This window comes from Gillisia limnaea DSM 15749, from assembly GCF_000243235.1.
GTDB lineage: Bacteria > Bacteroidota > Bacteroidia > Flavobacteriales > Flavobacteriaceae > Gillisia > Gillisia limnaea.
Window position 1 is genome coordinate 1,931,114 of the sequence record NZ_JH594606.1, and the last position, 15,050, is coordinate 1,946,163.

At 37.7% G+C, this 15,050-nt stretch carries 16 protein-coding genes; all 16 read left to right on the forward strand.

The window, feature by feature from the left end; genetic code table 11:
• Positions 1 to 46 precede the first annotated feature (46 nt).
• Positions 47 to 2,590: a type IX secretion system periplasmic lipoprotein PorW/SprE gene (gene porW / locus GILLI_RS10400; protein ID WP_006989073.1), complete on the forward strand. Its 2,544-nt coding sequence runs from the start codon at positions 47 to 49 to the stop codon at positions 2,588 to 2,590.
• Between the two features lie 11 nt (positions 2,591 to 2,601).
• Positions 2,602 to 3,012 (forward strand): bactofilin family protein, encoded by a 411-nt coding sequence (locus tag GILLI_RS10405; protein ID WP_006989074.1) that lies wholly within the window; start codon positions 2,602 to 2,604, stop codon positions 3,010 to 3,012.
• Positions 2,981 to 3,208, forward strand: a complete 228-nt coding sequence (locus tag GILLI_RS10410; protein WP_006989075.1) for an AtpZ/AtpI family protein — start codon at positions 2,981 to 2,983, stop codon at positions 3,206 to 3,208. The genes GILLI_RS10405 and GILLI_RS10410 overlap by 32 nt, the downstream gene beginning before the upstream one ends.
• Before the next feature lie 89 nt (positions 3,209 to 3,297).
• Positions 3,298 to 3,684 carry a hypothetical protein gene (locus tag GILLI_RS10415; protein ID WP_040506581.1) on the forward strand — a complete coding sequence of 129 codons (387 nt, stop codon included), beginning with the start codon at positions 3,298 to 3,300 and terminating at the stop codon, positions 3,682 to 3,684.
• A gap of 133 nt (positions 3,685 to 3,817) precedes the next feature.
• On the forward strand, positions 3,818 to 4,903 hold the full coding sequence (gene atpB / locus GILLI_RS10420; protein WP_040506582.1) for a F0F1 ATP synthase subunit A: 1,086 nt from the start codon (positions 3,818 to 3,820) through the stop codon (positions 4,901 to 4,903).
• A gap of 24 nt (positions 4,904 to 4,927) precedes the next feature.
• Positions 4,928 to 5,158, forward strand: coding sequence for an ATP synthase F0 subunit C (gene atpE, locus GILLI_RS10425; protein ID WP_006989078.1), 231 nt, complete (start codon positions 4,928 to 4,930; stop codon positions 5,156 to 5,158).
• 92 nt (positions 5,159 to 5,250) lie between these two features.
• Entirely contained in the window at positions 5,251 to 5,745 is a 495-nt protein-coding gene (locus tag GILLI_RS10430; RefSeq protein ID WP_006989079.1) for a F0F1 ATP synthase subunit B, read from the forward strand.
• 4 nt (positions 5,746 to 5,749) lie between these two features.
• On the forward strand, positions 5,750 to 6,304 hold the full coding sequence (gene atpH, locus GILLI_RS10435; protein ID WP_006989080.1) for an ATP synthase F1 subunit delta: 555 nt from the start codon (positions 5,750 to 5,752) through the stop codon (positions 6,302 to 6,304).
• A gap of 45 nt (positions 6,305 to 6,349) precedes the next feature.
• Positions 6,350 to 7,930, forward strand: a complete 1,581-nt coding sequence (gene atpA / locus GILLI_RS10440) for a F0F1 ATP synthase subunit alpha (RefSeq protein ID WP_006989081.1) — start codon at positions 6,350 to 6,352, stop codon at positions 7,928 to 7,930.
• 114 nt (positions 7,931 to 8,044) lie between these two features.
• Entirely contained in the window at positions 8,045 to 8,905 is an 861-nt protein-coding gene (gene atpG / locus GILLI_RS10445) for an ATP synthase F1 subunit gamma (protein WP_006989082.1), read from the forward strand.
• A gap of 419 nt (positions 8,906 to 9,324) precedes the next feature.
• Complete coding sequence (locus GILLI_RS10450) at positions 9,325 to 9,774, forward strand: hypothetical protein (protein ID WP_006989083.1); 450 nt, start codon at positions 9,325 to 9,327, stop codon at positions 9,772 to 9,774.
• Positions 9,775 to 9,852: 78 nt separating this feature from the next.
• Positions 9,853 to 11,325 (forward strand): oligosaccharide flippase family protein, encoded by a 1,473-nt coding sequence (locus GILLI_RS10455; protein WP_006989084.1) that lies wholly within the window; start codon positions 9,853 to 9,855, stop codon positions 11,323 to 11,325.
• Positions 11,322 to 11,756, forward strand: coding sequence for a dUTP diphosphatase (gene dut, locus GILLI_RS10460; RefSeq protein WP_006989085.1), 435 nt, complete (start codon positions 11,322 to 11,324; stop codon positions 11,754 to 11,756). Before GILLI_RS10455 ends, dut begins: the two co-directional genes overlap by 4 nt.
• Before the next feature lie 91 nt (positions 11,757 to 11,847).
• Positions 11,848 to 12,858 (forward strand): sugar phosphate nucleotidyltransferase, encoded by a 1,011-nt coding sequence (locus GILLI_RS10465; protein ID WP_006989086.1) that lies wholly within the window; start codon positions 11,848 to 11,850, stop codon positions 12,856 to 12,858.
• Between the two features lie 46 nt (positions 12,859 to 12,904).
• Positions 12,905 to 14,281, forward strand: a complete 1,377-nt coding sequence (locus GILLI_RS10470; protein ID WP_006989087.1) for a tetratricopeptide repeat protein — start codon at positions 12,905 to 12,907, stop codon at positions 14,279 to 14,281.
• The gene (gene lolB1, locus GILLI_RS10475; protein ID WP_006989088.1) at positions 14,282 to 15,049 is read left to right on the forward strand and encodes a lipoprotein insertase outer membrane protein LolB1; all 768 of its coding nucleotides are present in this window, start codon (positions 14,282 to 14,284) and stop codon (positions 15,047 to 15,049) included. It abuts the gene before it with no gap.
• Position 15,050 lies beyond the last annotated feature (1 nt).

Here is a 15,050-nt window from a genome sequence, read left to right on the forward strand (position 1 = left end):
AACACCTGATATTTTAGTTATTTATTACATCAAGAACGTATTGATTTTGAATAGAGTTACCTTCAGCGCTTTGTGCCTTATTCTGGTGATCGTGATCTCGGGATGTTCCCGAAAAAAGGACACCTTCATCAACAGGAACTGGCATGCCGTAAATACAGAGTTTAATACGCTCTACAACGGTAATCTTGCACTGGAGCAGGGAAAAGAACAGGTAGCCAGTTCTTACAATGAAAATTTCTGGGAAATACTTCCTGTGGAACGTATGCAGTTTTCTGAAGAGATTGTCCTTCCGGGCACTAATAGAAATGAATTCTTTCAGGCTGCAGAAGTAAAAGCCACAAAAGCGATTCAAAAGCACTCCATGCTTATCAAGGGAAGAGAGAAAAATCCACAAATAGATGAGGCCTATCTTTTACTGGGAAAAGCCAGGTATTATGACCAGCGGTTTATTCCGGCGCTGGAGGCTTTCAATTACATTCTTTTTAAATATCCCGCAGGAAATACCATTAACCACGCACAGATTTGGAGGGAAAAAACCAATATCCGGTTACAAAATACCAGTCTGGCCATTAAAAACCTGAAAAGGATTCTTAAAGCCGAAACCCTGAAAGATCAGGATCTTGCAGATGCTAATGCGATGCTCGCCCAGGCTTATATTAACATGGGTTCCCTGGACAGCGCTTTGGTGCCAATAAGGAAAGCGGCCGATTTCACTAAAAAAGACGAAGAAAAGGGCAGGTTTCATTTTATAGAAGCGCAACTATACAATCAATTACAAAAAAGAGACAGCGCCAATTTTGCCCTTGAAAAGGTTATAGAACTAAACCGAAGAATCCCCAGGGAATATTTGATTCACGCAGAATTGGGAAAAGCCAGGAATTTTAATTTTTCTCAACAGGATCATTTAGCGCTTTTTGAACAGTTAAAAGAACTGGAGGAAAATCGTGAAAACAGACCTTTTATGGATAAGATCTATTTTCAGTTCGCCGAATACTACAATCATCTGGACTCGATAGATCTTGCGACAAATTATTATAATAAATCCCTGAAAGCATCTTCAACCGATACTTTTCTCCAGTCTGTAAACTATGAGACCTTGGGGAATATCTATTTTGAAAATGCCGATTACCGGCTTGCGGGAACTTACTATGACAGTACACTTACCAAAATCCCAACCTATACAAGGGATTATTTTTTTATAAAGCGAAAGCGTGACAACCTTCAGGAAGTGATCTTATATGAAGATATTGCTGAAAAAAATGACAGTATTCTCAGGCTCGTTACTATGGGCGATGAAGAAAGACTGATTTTTTTCACTTCCTATACGGATGGTTTAAAGGAAGCAGCCATTGCAGAAGCTAAAAAAGGAAACATCCCGGAGCAAGTTCCCATTTCACGCATTCCAACCGGACCGGGAATGCCGCCCGCTTTAGGAGGGCCCAACGCAGGAAGTAATACGTTTTATTTTTATAACCCGGTACGCGTAGCGAATGGAATGCGGGATTTTTTGCAAACCTGGGGTAGCAGAGAATTAAAAGACAATTGGCGTCTGGATTCAGGGAATGCAACCAGCTTAAGCACGGAAGCGCTGGATGATGTTTCAAACCTTATAATAGCCAATAACCCACAATTTGATCCACAAACCTATCTGGAACAAGTTCCCCGGGATCCTAAAATAATAGACAGTATCGCTGCTCAGCGAAATGATGCTTATTACCGGTTAGGATTGATATACAAGGAGAAATTTGGTGAAAATGAATTGGCTTTAAATAAATTTAAGGCTTTACTGGGTTTTACATTCGAGGAAAGATTGGTGGTTCCGTCAACTTATTATTTATATCAAATCTATCTGGAGGAAGCAAATCTTTCCGAAGCTGAAAAATATAAACAGTTGGTTCTAACGAACTATAGCGATTCAAGATATGCTGCCAGCATAAGAAATCCGGGGTTGGCCGTAGAACTTGATGATGAGGTTAAAGATAAATACCTTGAACTTTACGGTTTTTTTGAAGAAGGTAATTATGTTGAGGTTTTAGAGCTGAGCGAAGGCTATTTAGAGAAGTATCGGGATGAAGATATTTTACCAAAAATTAGCCTGCTAAAAGCGATGGCAACAGGCCGTTTATATGGATTTGAAGCCTATAAAGAAGCTTTGTTGCAGGTGGCTACCAATTATCCCCAAACAGAATCCGGGAAAAAAGCACAGGATTTATATAATACATCACTTCCAAAACTGGCGAATAAGGAATTTCAGTTAACTGCTGAAAACAACCTTAAATTGCTTTATATTTTCAATAATGAGGAAAAACCCGAGGCACTTGAGCTGAAAGAAAAAATCGAACTTGCCATAACAGACCTTGGTTACTCCAAACTTTCAACTTCGGTAGATGTGTATTCTGCAGACAGCATTTTTGTAGTGGTGCATAAAGTTGCAGATATTAGCAAAGCAGAAGGATTTTCAGAGTTATTGAGGATCAACAAAAAGTATAATCTTCAGAAAATACCTGTGATTATCGCTTCAGAAAATTACAGAATTGTTCAGCTTCATAAAAATTTAGAAGCTTATATTGAATTAAAAGAAAAACAATAAACCCAAATTTTATGTTTTCAAATCAAAAAAAATCAAAGTTCACTCCGGAAATTAGCAAAGAGCAAAACCGGATCTCTGCAGGAACAATCATTACCGGTGATATTGAAGCAAAAGGGGGATTTAGAGTAGAAGGGACCCTAAAAGGAACCTTGAAAACCTCCGGGAAAGTAGTAATAAGTAAAGGTGGATTTATACAGGGTAATTTAGATTGCCAGAATGCAGATTTTGAAGGGAAATTTTCAGGAAAGCTAACGGTTCATGAGACCCTCACTCTAAGATCTTCCGCAGTTATTGAAGGGGAAGTGATTTCCGGGAAACTTTCGATAGAACCCGGAGCAGCCTTTAACGCATCCTGCGAGATGAAAGGCACTTTAAAAAACATCAAAAAGGATGAGCAAAAACAAAACGAACGATCCGCTTAATAAATACCTGGAATTTGTAAACATCGCTTTTCAAATGGGGATTATAATAGCAGCCGGCGTATTGCTTGGAATTTGGCTGGATAAAAAAGTTCCCAACGATTTTTCCGGCTTTACAATTGGAGTTTCCCTTTTGGGGGTTTTTATTGCGCTATATCAGGTGATACGAAGGGTGATGAAAATGAGCAAGGAAGATTAAAAGAACAATGAAATGAGCACAACGAAAACAATTACTGATAAAGATATGCGAATTGTATATCACCGCTTAAAAAGAATGAATTGCTACATATGAAACAACAACTACTCGGTTTTTTAAAATTATTTATTCCATTTTCAATAGTTTTATTTATAATTCAATTCCTGGTAATAAATTTTGTGCTGGAGGACATCGATTTTTATTACAGCACCTGGGCAATTTACTCCTTTCATATTTTAGCCACTTTCATCATTTATCTAGTGCTTGTTTTAATACATAAGAATTTTAGAGATAATACTGGTTTTGCCTTCATGGGGGGCAGTCTTCTAAAAATGTTAGCCGCAGTGTTGTTTTTACTTCCTATGATGCTAAAGAATCAGGATTATCGTTTCATTAATTTGCTTTCCTTTTTTATCCCTTATTTTCTTTATTTAATTTTTGAAACTATTTATGCAGTACGCCTAATAAATTCCAAATAACTATTTGTGTTTCAAAGCCATCAAAAAATTGTGGATTCAATCAAAAAAATGAGATGTTAGCTTTTAGATAAAAATTAAAAGTATACCTTTGCACGGAAATTTTGAGCACCCATTTATTAAGTTTAACAGAACTATGATAGCACAAAAATCTTTTAAGATTATAGTGGTTTTTGCACTCGCTTTAATTCCTTTATTTTCTTTTTCTCAGGAGGAAGGTAGTATAATTAAAGAAAAAGCAGAAAAATTCAATGCTACCGATATGATTATGCATCATATTGGCGACTCTCATGGATGGCATTTCTTTGGATCTGGAGAAAATTCTTTCACCATTCCACTTCCTGTAATTCTATTTACCGATAATGGGATGGTTTCGTTTATGTCCAGTGAATTTCATCACGATACAGAAGGTGAATATATCGTTGAGAAAGACGGAATGCAATTCGTGAATTACCATGAAAAAATTTACAGGCTTGATGAAGGTGCAGCATCTCTAAATTTTGATGAAGACCATAATGCGGTAAATGCAAGCAAACCCTGGGATTTTTCGATTACCAAAAATGTGGCAGCTATGTTTTTAACAGTTATTTTGATGCTGTTATTTTTCTTTTCCCTTGCTCGCTATCATAAAAAAAATACTGCGGCCCCTTCTGGTTTTAACAATGCGATGGAAGCATTGGTTTTATTTGTACGAGATGAAATTGCAATCCCACAAATTGGGGAGAAAAAATATATGAAGTTTATGCCTTTTCTTTTAACGGTATTCTTCTTTATCTGGATTACGAACATTTTAGGATTACTTCCAGGAGCTGCGAACGTTACCGGAAATATTGCGGTTACAGTATCCCTTGGATTGTTTACCCTGGCATTGATAATAGTGAACGGAAACAGGGAATTCTGGAAACATACCTTCTGGATGCCGGGAATACCTACTTTTGTGAAGCCTATTTTAGCAATAGTAGAAGTGATGGGATTAATTATTAAGCCTTTAGCTTTAATGATTCGTTTGTTTGCAAACATCACAGCAGGTCATATTATTATTCTAAGTTTATTAGGACTTATTTTTATATTGGAAAGTGCAGGAGTTGCCGGAATTTCCGTGCCATTTGCACTGTTCATCACCGTTTTGGAATTGCTGGTTGCATTCCTTCAAGCGTTCATTTTTACAATACTGTCGGCCCTGTTCATAGGGATGGCGGTTGCGGAACATGAACATCATTAATTTTAATTTTTAATTTTTATTACTATGGAGTATTTACACATTGGACTTGCCGCATTAGGAGCTGGTCTTGCAGTTATTGGTGCTGCTATTGGTGTTGGTAGAATTGGTGGATCTGCAATGGATGCTATCGCCCGCCAGCCAGAAGCTTCTGGAAAAATCCAGACTGCTATGATTATTGCTGCTGCACTTGTAGAGGGTGTTGCCCTTTTTGGAGTAGTTGCTGCTTTACTAGGAGTACTTACAGTACCTGCTTAGTCTTAAGTTTTAAGAACCTACTCGTAACGGTTGGTTACGAGTAGGTTTTAAATGTTATTTTGAATTAAAAGGAATTATATATAACAATCATTATGGATTTAATTACTCCTGAAATAGGCTTGTTCTTTTGGCAAACCATCGTCTTTTTAGTATTGATCATCCTTATGGCAAAATTTGCCTGGAAACCAATTCTTGGTGCCGTTAAGACTCGTGAAGATTCTATAAATGACGCATTAGCCTCTGCTGAAAACGCAAAAAAGGAAATGCAGAATTTGAAAGCCGATAATGAAAAATTGTTGCAGGAAGCAAGAATTGAACGGGATGCACTTCTAAGAGAAGCCAGAGAAATAAAGGATAAAATGATTGCCGATGCTGGTGCAGAAGCTCAGGAAAAGGCTAATCATATAGTTGCTCAGGCTCAAACCACCATTCAGAATGAAAAGAATGCTGCAATGGCTGATATCAAAAATCAGGTTGCAAGTTTGTCTATTGAGATCGCTGAGAAAGTTGTTCGTGAAGAATTATCCAATAAGGATAAGCAACGAAAACTTGTTGAAGTGATGTTGGATGATGTTACGTTAAATTAGAGTTATGAAAGGAACAAGAGTTTCTCTAAGATATGCAAAGGCGATTTTGGATCTTGCAAAAGATCAGAATTCCGCAGATGTTGTTAATGGCGATATGCAAACAATCTTCAAAACTATTATCGGCAGTGAGGATCTACAGGATGCACTTTCAAGCCCTGTTATCAAAGGTGGCATTAAAAAAAATGTTTTAAAGGAGATCTTTAGTGATGCACATGCTATTACCCTGGGTTCTTTTGATATTCTTATAGAAAATAACCGGATCGCTATTTTAAAGGCAGTTGCTCAAAAATATACTTTTTTGTATAATGAGATGAACCACGTTCAGCTAGCAACGGTGACAACCGCAATTCCATTGGATGAAGCGCTGGAGGAAAAAATATTGCTCAAGGTAAAAGAACTTACCGGTAGCGGTGCAACTATAGAAAACCTTGTAGATCCATCTATTATTGGAGGGTTTATCCTTAGAATAGGAGATCTGCAGTACAATGCAAGTGTTGCTAAAAACCTTAGTAACTTGAAAAGGGAGTTTAAAAACAACACGTATATTTCAAAAATTTAATTAAAACAGGTGCGCTGTTGCGTACCAATTTTATTCTAAATAATTATGGCCGAAGTAAATCCAGCTGAAGTTTCAGCAATATTAAAAAAACAACTTTCAGGTTTTGAAGCGAAAGCTTCTTTAGATGAAGTAGGAACTGTGCTTACTGTTGGTGATGGTATCGCCCGTATCTATGGTTTAGCCAATGCTCAATATGGGGAATTGGTAGAATTTGAAAGCGGTTTGGAAGGACTTGTTCTTAACCTTGAAGAAGATAATGTTGGGGTAGTACTTTTAGGACCTTCCAAGGAGATAAAGGAAGGATCTATAGCGAAAAGAACCCAACGTATCGCTTCTATAAAAGTTGGTGAGGGAATTTCTGGAAGGGTAATAGATACTCTTGGAAATCCTATAGACGGAAAAGGACCTATTGAAGGAGAAACCTTTGAGATGCCACTGGAACGTAAAGCTCCGGGTGTTATCTACCGTCAACCTGTAACCGAACCTATGCAAACTGGAATCAAAGCTATTGATGCGATGGTACCAGTTGGAAGAGGTCAAAGGGAATTGGTAATTGGTGACCGTCAAACAGGGAAAACTGCTGTTTGCATCGATACTATTTTGAATCAAAAAGAATTTTACGATGCCGGAAAACCGGTATATTGTATCTATGTTGCCATTGGCCAGAAGGCTTCTACCGTTGCAGGTATTGTAAAGGTATTAGAGGATAAAGGTGCTTTGGCATATACTACCATTGTTGCTGCAAATGCATCAGACCCTGCTCCTATGCAGGTGTATGCGCCATTCGCAGGAGCTGCTATCGGGGAATATTTTAGAGATACCGGACGTCCTGCACTAATTGTGTATGATGATTTATCAAAACAGGCAGTAGCTTACCGTGAGGTTTCACTTTTATTACGTCGTCCTCCGGGACGTGAAGCGTATCCTGGTGATGTTTTCTTTTTGCATTCCAGACTTCTTGAACGTGCAGCGAAGATTATTAACAACGATGAGATCGCCGGTCAAATGAATGATCTTCCGGATTGGATGAAAGGAAAAGTAAAAGGGGGAGGTTCCTTAACCGCACTTCCAATTATTGAAACTCAGGCTGCCGACGTTTCTGCATATATACCAACCAACGTGATTTCGATCACCGATGGTCAAATTTTCTTAACCACAGACCTATTTAACTCGGGGGTTCGTCCTGCGATCGATGTGGGTATTTCTGTGTCACGAGTTGGAGGGAATGCACAAATTAAACCTATGAAAAAAGTGGCTGGTACCCTTAAACTGGATCAGGCACAATACCGTGAACTGGAAGCTTTTGCTAAATTTGGATCCGATCTGGATGCTGCAACGCTAAATGTTATTGAAAGGGGGAAACGTAACGTAGAGATTCTAAAGCAAGCTGAAAATGACCCTTATGCGGTAGAGGATCAGGTTGCGATTATTTTTGCCGGAGCAAAAAACCTTCTTAGAAGCGTTCCTGTAGAAAAAGTGAAGGATTTTGAAAGAGATTACCTGGAATATTTGAATGTTAAACATCGTGATGTGTTAGACTCTATCAAATCAGGAAAATGGACAGACGAGATCACTGAAACTCTTACCACTGCGGCAAAAGAGCTTTCAGCAAAATTTAAGAACTAGTATTGAGTACAATAATTGGGTTTTCAGCAACTCTGGCTTGTATTTAAAAAATGATTTATAAAGTATTGAGCAACTGGTTCACAACAAGTGCTCAATACTCAATACTAAAAAAAAATGGCAAACTTAAAAGAATTACGAAGCAGGATAACATCGGTTTCATCAACCATGCAGATTACCAGCGCTATGAAAATGGTGTCGGCTGCAAAGTTGAGCAAGGCCCAGGATTCCATTACCCAAATGCGTCCTTATTCTGAAAAGTTAACAGAACTGCTTCAAAGTTTAAGCGCAACTCTGGATGATGATACCAGCAGTAAATATGCAGAGCAACGCGAGGTTAAAAACGTTTTGATTGTTGCTATCTCCTCAAATCGTGGTTTGGCTGGAGCATTCAATAATAATATTGTTAAAGGTGTTAGACAAATCGCTGCTGAAAAATACAGCGATAAAAATGTGAGCCTTTATACAATAGGGAAAAAGGCGAGCGATGTATTGAAAAAAGGTTTTACCATTTCTAAAACCAACAATGCTATCTACGATAATTTAGATTATGAGCATGTTGCTGTAATCGCCGAAGAATTGATGGAATTGTTTTTGGATGGAACCTATGACGAGATCGTATTTGTTTATAACCAGTTCAAAAATGCAGCGACTCAAATTATAACTACAGAGCAATTTTTACCTATCGAGAAATTTGTTACAGACAAAAATGTAACGTTGGATTATATTTTTGAGCCAACTAAAGTAGAGATTGTTAGGGATTTGATCCCAAAATCTTTGAAAATGCAGCTTTTTAAAGCGATGAGTGATTCTCAGGCATCAGAGCACGGAGCTCGTATGACAGCAATGCATAAGGCAACAGATAATGCTACCGAATTAAGGGATTCCCTTAAATTATCTTACAATAAGGCCCGTCAGGCCTCTATTACCAATGAAATTTTGGAAATTGTTGGTGGAGCTGAAGCCTTGAACAATTAGACGCAGCGGTAGCGGAGTCAAATTTTCACATTCTGAAGCCTTGAACAATTAGACGTAGCGGTAGCGGAGTCAAATTTTCACATTCTGAAGCCTTGAACAATTAGACGCAGCGGTAGCGGAGTCAAATTTTCACATTCTGAAGCCTTGAACAATTAGACGTAGCGGTAGCGGAGTCAAATTTTCACATTCTGAAGCGTTGAACAATTAGACGCAGCGGTAGCGGAGTCAAATTTTCACATTCTGAAGCCTTGAACAATTAGACGCAGCGGTAGCGGAGTCAAATTCTCACTTTCTGAAGCGTTGAACAATTAGAGTTACACAATGTTTACCATATACCGGAAAACCCCTGCAGATGTGCCGGGGTTTTCTTTTGGCATGCATTTTGTTTTATACTTATTAATTATTAAAAAAATTTTATTATGAAATATTTCTACCTCGTATTTAGCACAGTGCTTGCTGCAGTTTTGTTGAACAGTTGTGCAAGCAATAAAGAACTTCAGGAGGGATCACCAGCTCAATTTGATCAATCTTATTTCACGTCAACCTCTAATTCTTTACAGCTCTTTATTCCCGTAAAAGCGATTCAGGCTAACAGGATTAGCCTTGACAGCGTATATTTTCGTGGAATGAAATCGGCGTTGCAACAAGATCCTGAGAATACGGGGGTTTATACTGCTCAGTTTAACACTGGAAACAAAGAACTTATCATGAGTTCGGACCCAGCGGAAGAATATGCTAATAAGGTGCCGCAAATGCCTGTCAAAGTTCCATTTGAGTTAAAGAGCGATGAGGCCTTAGTTGTATTTAAGGAAAATAATAAAAAGAAATATTATAGAATTACGGGAATAAAAGAACGTTCAAAAGAATAGTATTTGCAAATTAAGCTATTCTACAGGCCGGAATTAACCGATTAATTAAGATATTTATACCTTAAACGAAACCCCCTGTTGAGCAGCTTAAAAAACCTTTTTCAGCAAACATTTATCTATGGTCTGGCAACGGTCTTACCTCGAATGTTAAGTTTTTTGCTGGTTCCATTATACACAGAGGTCCTCCCGGTAAAGGAATATGGGGAGATTTCTATTATTTTTTCCTGGATTGTTTTATTTAATGTAATTCTTGCTTATGGGATGGAAACCGCTTTCTTTCGGTTTTTCCATAAAGAAACAAATAAGTCATTGGTAATATCTACCGCTGCCTTATCCCTTATTTTTTCTTCACTATTGTTCTTTATCCTTGCGTATACTTTTTCAGAACAATTGGCTGCGCTATCCGGAATACGTGAAGATTATATCACTTATACATTGTTTGTTCTGGGATTGGATGCCTTAGTGATTATTCCGTTTGCATGGCTTAGGGCGAATGAAAAACCAACGAAATATGCAATCATTAAAATCCTGAATGTAGCCGTAAATCTTGGACTAAACTTATTTTTCCTGGTATTTTTACCCCGGCTTGCAACAGGAACCACTCCGGGAATCTCTTCAGGTATTTTTGAAACCCTCTATTTTCCAGGTTTCGAAATTTCTTACATTTTTATTTCTATGGTAATTGCGAGCAGTATAAGCCTGTTAATGATCTTGCCTTTTTATGCCAAAATAAAATATTCATTCAATGCTACAATTTGGAAACAAATGCTTCGCTATTCCTATCCGGTTTTATTTGCGGGAATTGCTTTTGCTATAAATGAAACTTTTGACCGCATTCTCCTTGATTGGTTGTTACCGGAAAACATAGCAGAAGCAGCAGTTGGAGCCTATGCCGCTTGTTACAAACTCGCCATTTTCATGACCCTGTTTGCAACTGCTTTCAGGATGGGGATAGAACCTTTTTTCTTTAGTCAAGCCGAAGAAAAAAACGCTCAGGAAACCTATGCGCTTATCACCCGGTATTTTGTGGCATTTGGATCGATAATTTTTGTGACCGTCGTGATTTTTTTAGATCCTTTGAAAGTTCTTTTAATTCGGAATAGTGATTATTGGGAAGCTATGAAGGTGGTGCCTCTAATCTTGTTGGCCAATTTTTGTTTAGGGATCTATCACAATTTATCTGTTTGGTATAAAATTACAGATCGCACTAAATTTGGAGCTTATATCTCCATTGGAGGGGCAATCATTACCCTTTCATTAAACTTTATTTTAATTCCTACCATGAGCTATATGGGCTCGGCAATTGCAACAGTAGCTGCTTATGGAACGATGATGTTACTATCCTACTATTTTGGTCAAAAATACTATCCAATTCCCTACAATCTAAAAAAAATAGGTTTGTATCTGGTTAGCTCGATCGCTTTTTCTGCCGTACATTTTTATCTTTTCAGGAATAATTATTTTATAGGAATAAGTTTATGGATAGCTTTTTTAACTTTGATTTTTATTCAGGAAAAAAGGACAATTAAACACTTAATATTAAAAAAATGACAATTAAAATAATCAATAAGTCTACTCATAAGTTGCCGCATTACGAGACAGAAGCTTCTGCAGGAATGGACTTGAGAGCCAATATTACCGAAGCAATTACGTTAAAACCATTGGAACGCATTATTGTGAAAACCGGATTGTTTATTGAATTACCTTTGGGTTATGAAGCCCAGGTAAGACCTCGAAGTGGTCTGGCTGCAAAAAAAGGAGTAACAGTCCTTAATTCTCCCGGTACCATAGATGCAGATTACAGAGGGGAAATTGGTGTTATCCTGGTAAATCTCTCTAACGAAAATTTCACCATTGAAAATGGAGAACGCGTGGCACAATTGGTAATTGCAAAACATGAACATATTTCCTGGCAAGAGGTGAGTGTTCTGGAAGAGACCTCAAGAGGAGTCGGAGGATTTGGAAGCACCGGAACAAAGTAAAAAAGTAAAAATTATTAACAATGAATATTGGAGACTAAAATTTAATTTTCCATAAGCTACCCTCCAATATTCCATATTTTAAATAGAACGCATGAAGATTATAGTACCTATGGCAGGTCGTGGTTCACGACTTCGCCCTCATACCTTAACTGTTCCAAAACCTTTAATTCCTATAGCAGGAAAGCCTATAGTTCACCGTTTGGTGGAAGATATCGCTAAAGTATTGGATGAAAAAATTGAGGAAGTCGCTTTTATTATTGGAGTTGATTTTGGTGAAAAAGTGGAAAAAGATCTTATTAAGATTGCTGAAAGCCTTGGTGCAAAAGCCAGTATTTACTACCAGGATAAACCTTTGGGAACAGGTCACGCGATCATGTGCGCCAAGGATTCTCTGGAAGGTCCCGCAGTAATTGCCTATGCCGATACACTTTTTAAAGCAGATTTCACACTCGATAAAAATGCCGATGGTGTTATTTGGGTGAAACAGGTGGGAAATCCATACGCCTACGGAGTGGTAAAACTAAATGAAAAGAACCATATTACAGATCTTGTCGAAAAACCGGAAGAATTCGTTTCAGATCTTGCCGTGATAGGAATTTATTATTTTAAAGATGTTGCAGTCCTTAAGAATGAATTACAAACCGTTTTGGACGAAAATATTATTCGTGGCGGGGAATACCAAATCAATGACGGAATTGAGGGGATGAAGCAAAAAGGCTTGATTTTTGTTCCCGGACAGGTAGACGAATGGATGGACTGCGGAAATAAAGACGTTACAGTAGAAACCAACGGAAGGATGTTGAAATTTTTGCATCAGGATGGTGAAAAGCTGATGTCAGATTCTGTTAAGATTACAAATTCTGAAATTACCGAACCTTGTTTCATAGGCGAAAATGTGGTGTTGGAAAATGCGAAGATAGGTCCAAATGTATCTATTGGAGATGGTTGTGTGGTGAAGGATTCCACTATAAAAAATAGTTTAATTCAGAATTTTTCTGAAATAAAAAATGCAAAATTGGACAATGCGATGATTGGAAGTTTTGCAAAATTCAACGGGGACTTCACAAGCATTAGCATTGGAGATTATTCGGTTTTAGAATAAATAGCCGCTTTCGGTGCTTTTGATTTAGCGTTAATAATGAAAGAGTGTGAAAAAGAACAGGTACTTAATTATTCTGATAATTTCGGGGATTTTATTTTCTTCCGAAGTAATTGCGCAGGAGATCGAAACCCCTGTACAGGAAGTTAATGTAGATGATCTGGGAACTGTAACCGATGAATTTCAGGAGTATTTTTTTGAAGCTTTAAAGCAAAAGGCCATCGAGAATTATGAAAAGGCGATCGTTGCACTTAAAAAATGCGAAGGCCTGCAACCTGATAATGCTGTGGTTCATTTTGAGCTTGGAAAAAATTACAAGGCACTTGAAAATTACGAACAGTCGATTTCCAGTTTGCAAAAAGCCAATAGATTGCAACCCAACCAGGAATGGGTGCTGGTAGAATTGATGGAGGCCTTTTATTACGATAAGGATTACGAACAGGCTATTTTGATAGCTCAAAAACTGCTTTCTTTTAATTCAAAATACAATGAAAATCTGGCCAATCTTTTATTTGAGAGCCAACAGTATGACAAATTATTAAGCTTGCTCGATACGTTGGATTCAAAACTTGGTTTAACGGAATACAGGACTGGTTTAAGACAGCAAATTTATGCGCTTACCCAAAATACTCCGGCGCAAATACAGGTATTACTGGATGCCATAAAGCTTAACCCTGAGAATGAAAGGAATTATCTCAACCTTATATTTGTTTACAGCGAACAGAATATGCAGAAAGAAGCTTTTGAAACGGCTAAAAATATGGAGAAAATCTTCCCTACTTCAAAAGTGGTTCACCTGGCACTGTATAAATTTCATCTGGATTCCGGTGAAACAAGTGAAGCGCTTAATTCAATGAAACTTATTCTGGAGGCGGAGGAAATTGATCCTGTTTCGAAGTTCAAGGTTTTGAATGATTTTTTGCTTTTTGTAAATGAGAATCCTTCTTATGAGGAGTTGCTGCAGGGAGTTGCTGAGGTGTTTTCAAGATCGGAAAACAGTCCCGAAATCTATCAAAGATTTGGGGAATATTATCTTATAAAAAACCAAAAGGAAAAGGCACTCGGGTATTTTGAGCTGGGCATTGAAAAAAACCTTGATAATTTTGATCTTTTGCGGAAAACGTTGCTGCTGCAACTGGATCTTTTAAAACTCGAAAATGCGCTAAAACTAAGTGAACATGCTATTGAAATTTTTCCTGCCCAACCAATTCTTTATCTAATTCAGGGCGCTGCGTTAAATAAGCAGAAGGAATTTACAGAAGCAGCGGAAATACTTACATTTGGCCTCGATTATTTAATAGATGATCAAAAAATGACAGCCGAATTTTATGATCAATTGTCTATTGCTTACACCGGACTTGGAAACGCTCAAAAAGCGACAGAATTCAATGAAAAGGCCACACAAATTAAAAAAAGTCAAAATTAGATGTATAAGAAAGCATTCACCCTACTAAGCATATGTTTATTGATTATCTCCTGTAAGAGCAGGAAGGAACCTGTTGAAATTGAAGATGCAGCAACCGCAAAAGTTGTTGCCATGCATTACAGCAACGAAGCAGATTTTAAAACCATGAACAGCCGTTTGCGCTTGAAATATCAGGATGAAGACCGTTCACAATCTGTTACGGTGAGTTTTAGAATGCAAAAAGACAGTGTCATCTGGATGAGCGCTCAATTGCTCGGAATTCCATTGGCAAAAGCCATTATAACCAAAGATAGGGTGAGTTACTACGAAAAGATAAGCAAAACCTATTTTGATGGAGATTATAGATTGCTTAGCAAATGGCTGGGAACTCCTTTAGACTTCGATAAATTGCAGAACTTGTTGATTGGACAAACCATCTACGATTTGAGATCAGAACGCTATAAATTAACCGAATCCATTCAGGGATATCAATTGGTACCTATAAAGGATTTGGAGGTAATTAAGAAATTATTCCTGCTGGATGCTAAAAGTTTTAAGGCAATTGCACAGCAATTATCACAGGAGAAAGAAAACAGGAATGTAACCGTTACCTATCCAAAATACCAAAGGGTGAATGGAAAAACTATCCCGGAAGAGATTAGGATCGTGGCAAATAGCCAGGGAAGTGGCACCCAGATTGAGATCTCCTTTAAATCGGTAACTTTTAACGATCCGGTGAGTTTCCCGTTTGAAATTCCTTCAGGATATGATGAAATCGCTCTAGAATAAT

What these genes read in the sequence shown, in the direction of transcription:
- GILLI_RS10405 (WP_006989074.1), top strand. Translation starts at nt 2,602, where the DNA reads ATGTTTTCAAATCAAAAAAAATCAAAGTTCACTCCGGAAATTAGCAAA.
- GILLI_RS10410 (WP_006989075.1), top strand. Translation starts at nt 2,981, where the DNA reads ATGAGCAAAAACAAAACGAACGATCCGCTTAATAAATACCTGGAATTT.
- GILLI_RS10415 (WP_040506581.1), top strand. Translation starts at nt 3,298, where the DNA reads ATGAAACAACAACTACTCGGTTTTTTAAAATTATTTATTCCATTTTCA.
- atpB (WP_040506582.1), top strand. Translation starts at nt 3,818, where the DNA reads ATGATAGCACAAAAATCTTTTAAGATTATAGTGGTTTTTGCACTCGCT.
- atpE (WP_006989078.1), top strand. Translation starts at nt 4,928, where the DNA reads ATGGAGTATTTACACATTGGACTTGCCGCATTAGGAGCTGGTCTTGCA.
- GILLI_RS10430 (WP_006989079.1), top strand. Translation starts at nt 5,251, where the DNA reads ATGGATTTAATTACTCCTGAAATAGGCTTGTTCTTTTGGCAAACCATC.
- atpH (WP_006989080.1), top strand. Translation starts at nt 5,750, where the DNA reads ATGAAAGGAACAAGAGTTTCTCTAAGATATGCAAAGGCGATTTTGGAT.
- atpA (WP_006989081.1), top strand. Translation starts at nt 6,350, where the DNA reads ATGGCCGAAGTAAATCCAGCTGAAGTTTCAGCAATATTAAAAAAACAA.
- atpG (WP_006989082.1), top strand. Translation starts at nt 8,045, where the DNA reads ATGGCAAACTTAAAAGAATTACGAAGCAGGATAACATCGGTTTCATCA.
- GILLI_RS10450 (WP_006989083.1), top strand. Translation starts at nt 9,325, where the DNA reads ATGAAATATTTCTACCTCGTATTTAGCACAGTGCTTGCTGCAGTTTTG.
- dut (WP_006989085.1), top strand. Translation starts at nt 11,322, where the DNA reads ATGACAATTAAAATAATCAATAAGTCTACTCATAAGTTGCCGCATTAC.
- GILLI_RS10465 (WP_006989086.1), top strand. Translation starts at nt 11,848, where the DNA reads ATGAAGATTATAGTACCTATGGCAGGTCGTGGTTCACGACTTCGCCCT.
- lolB1 (WP_006989088.1), top strand. Translation starts at nt 14,282, where the DNA reads ATGTATAAGAAAGCATTCACCCTACTAAGCATATGTTTATTGATTATC.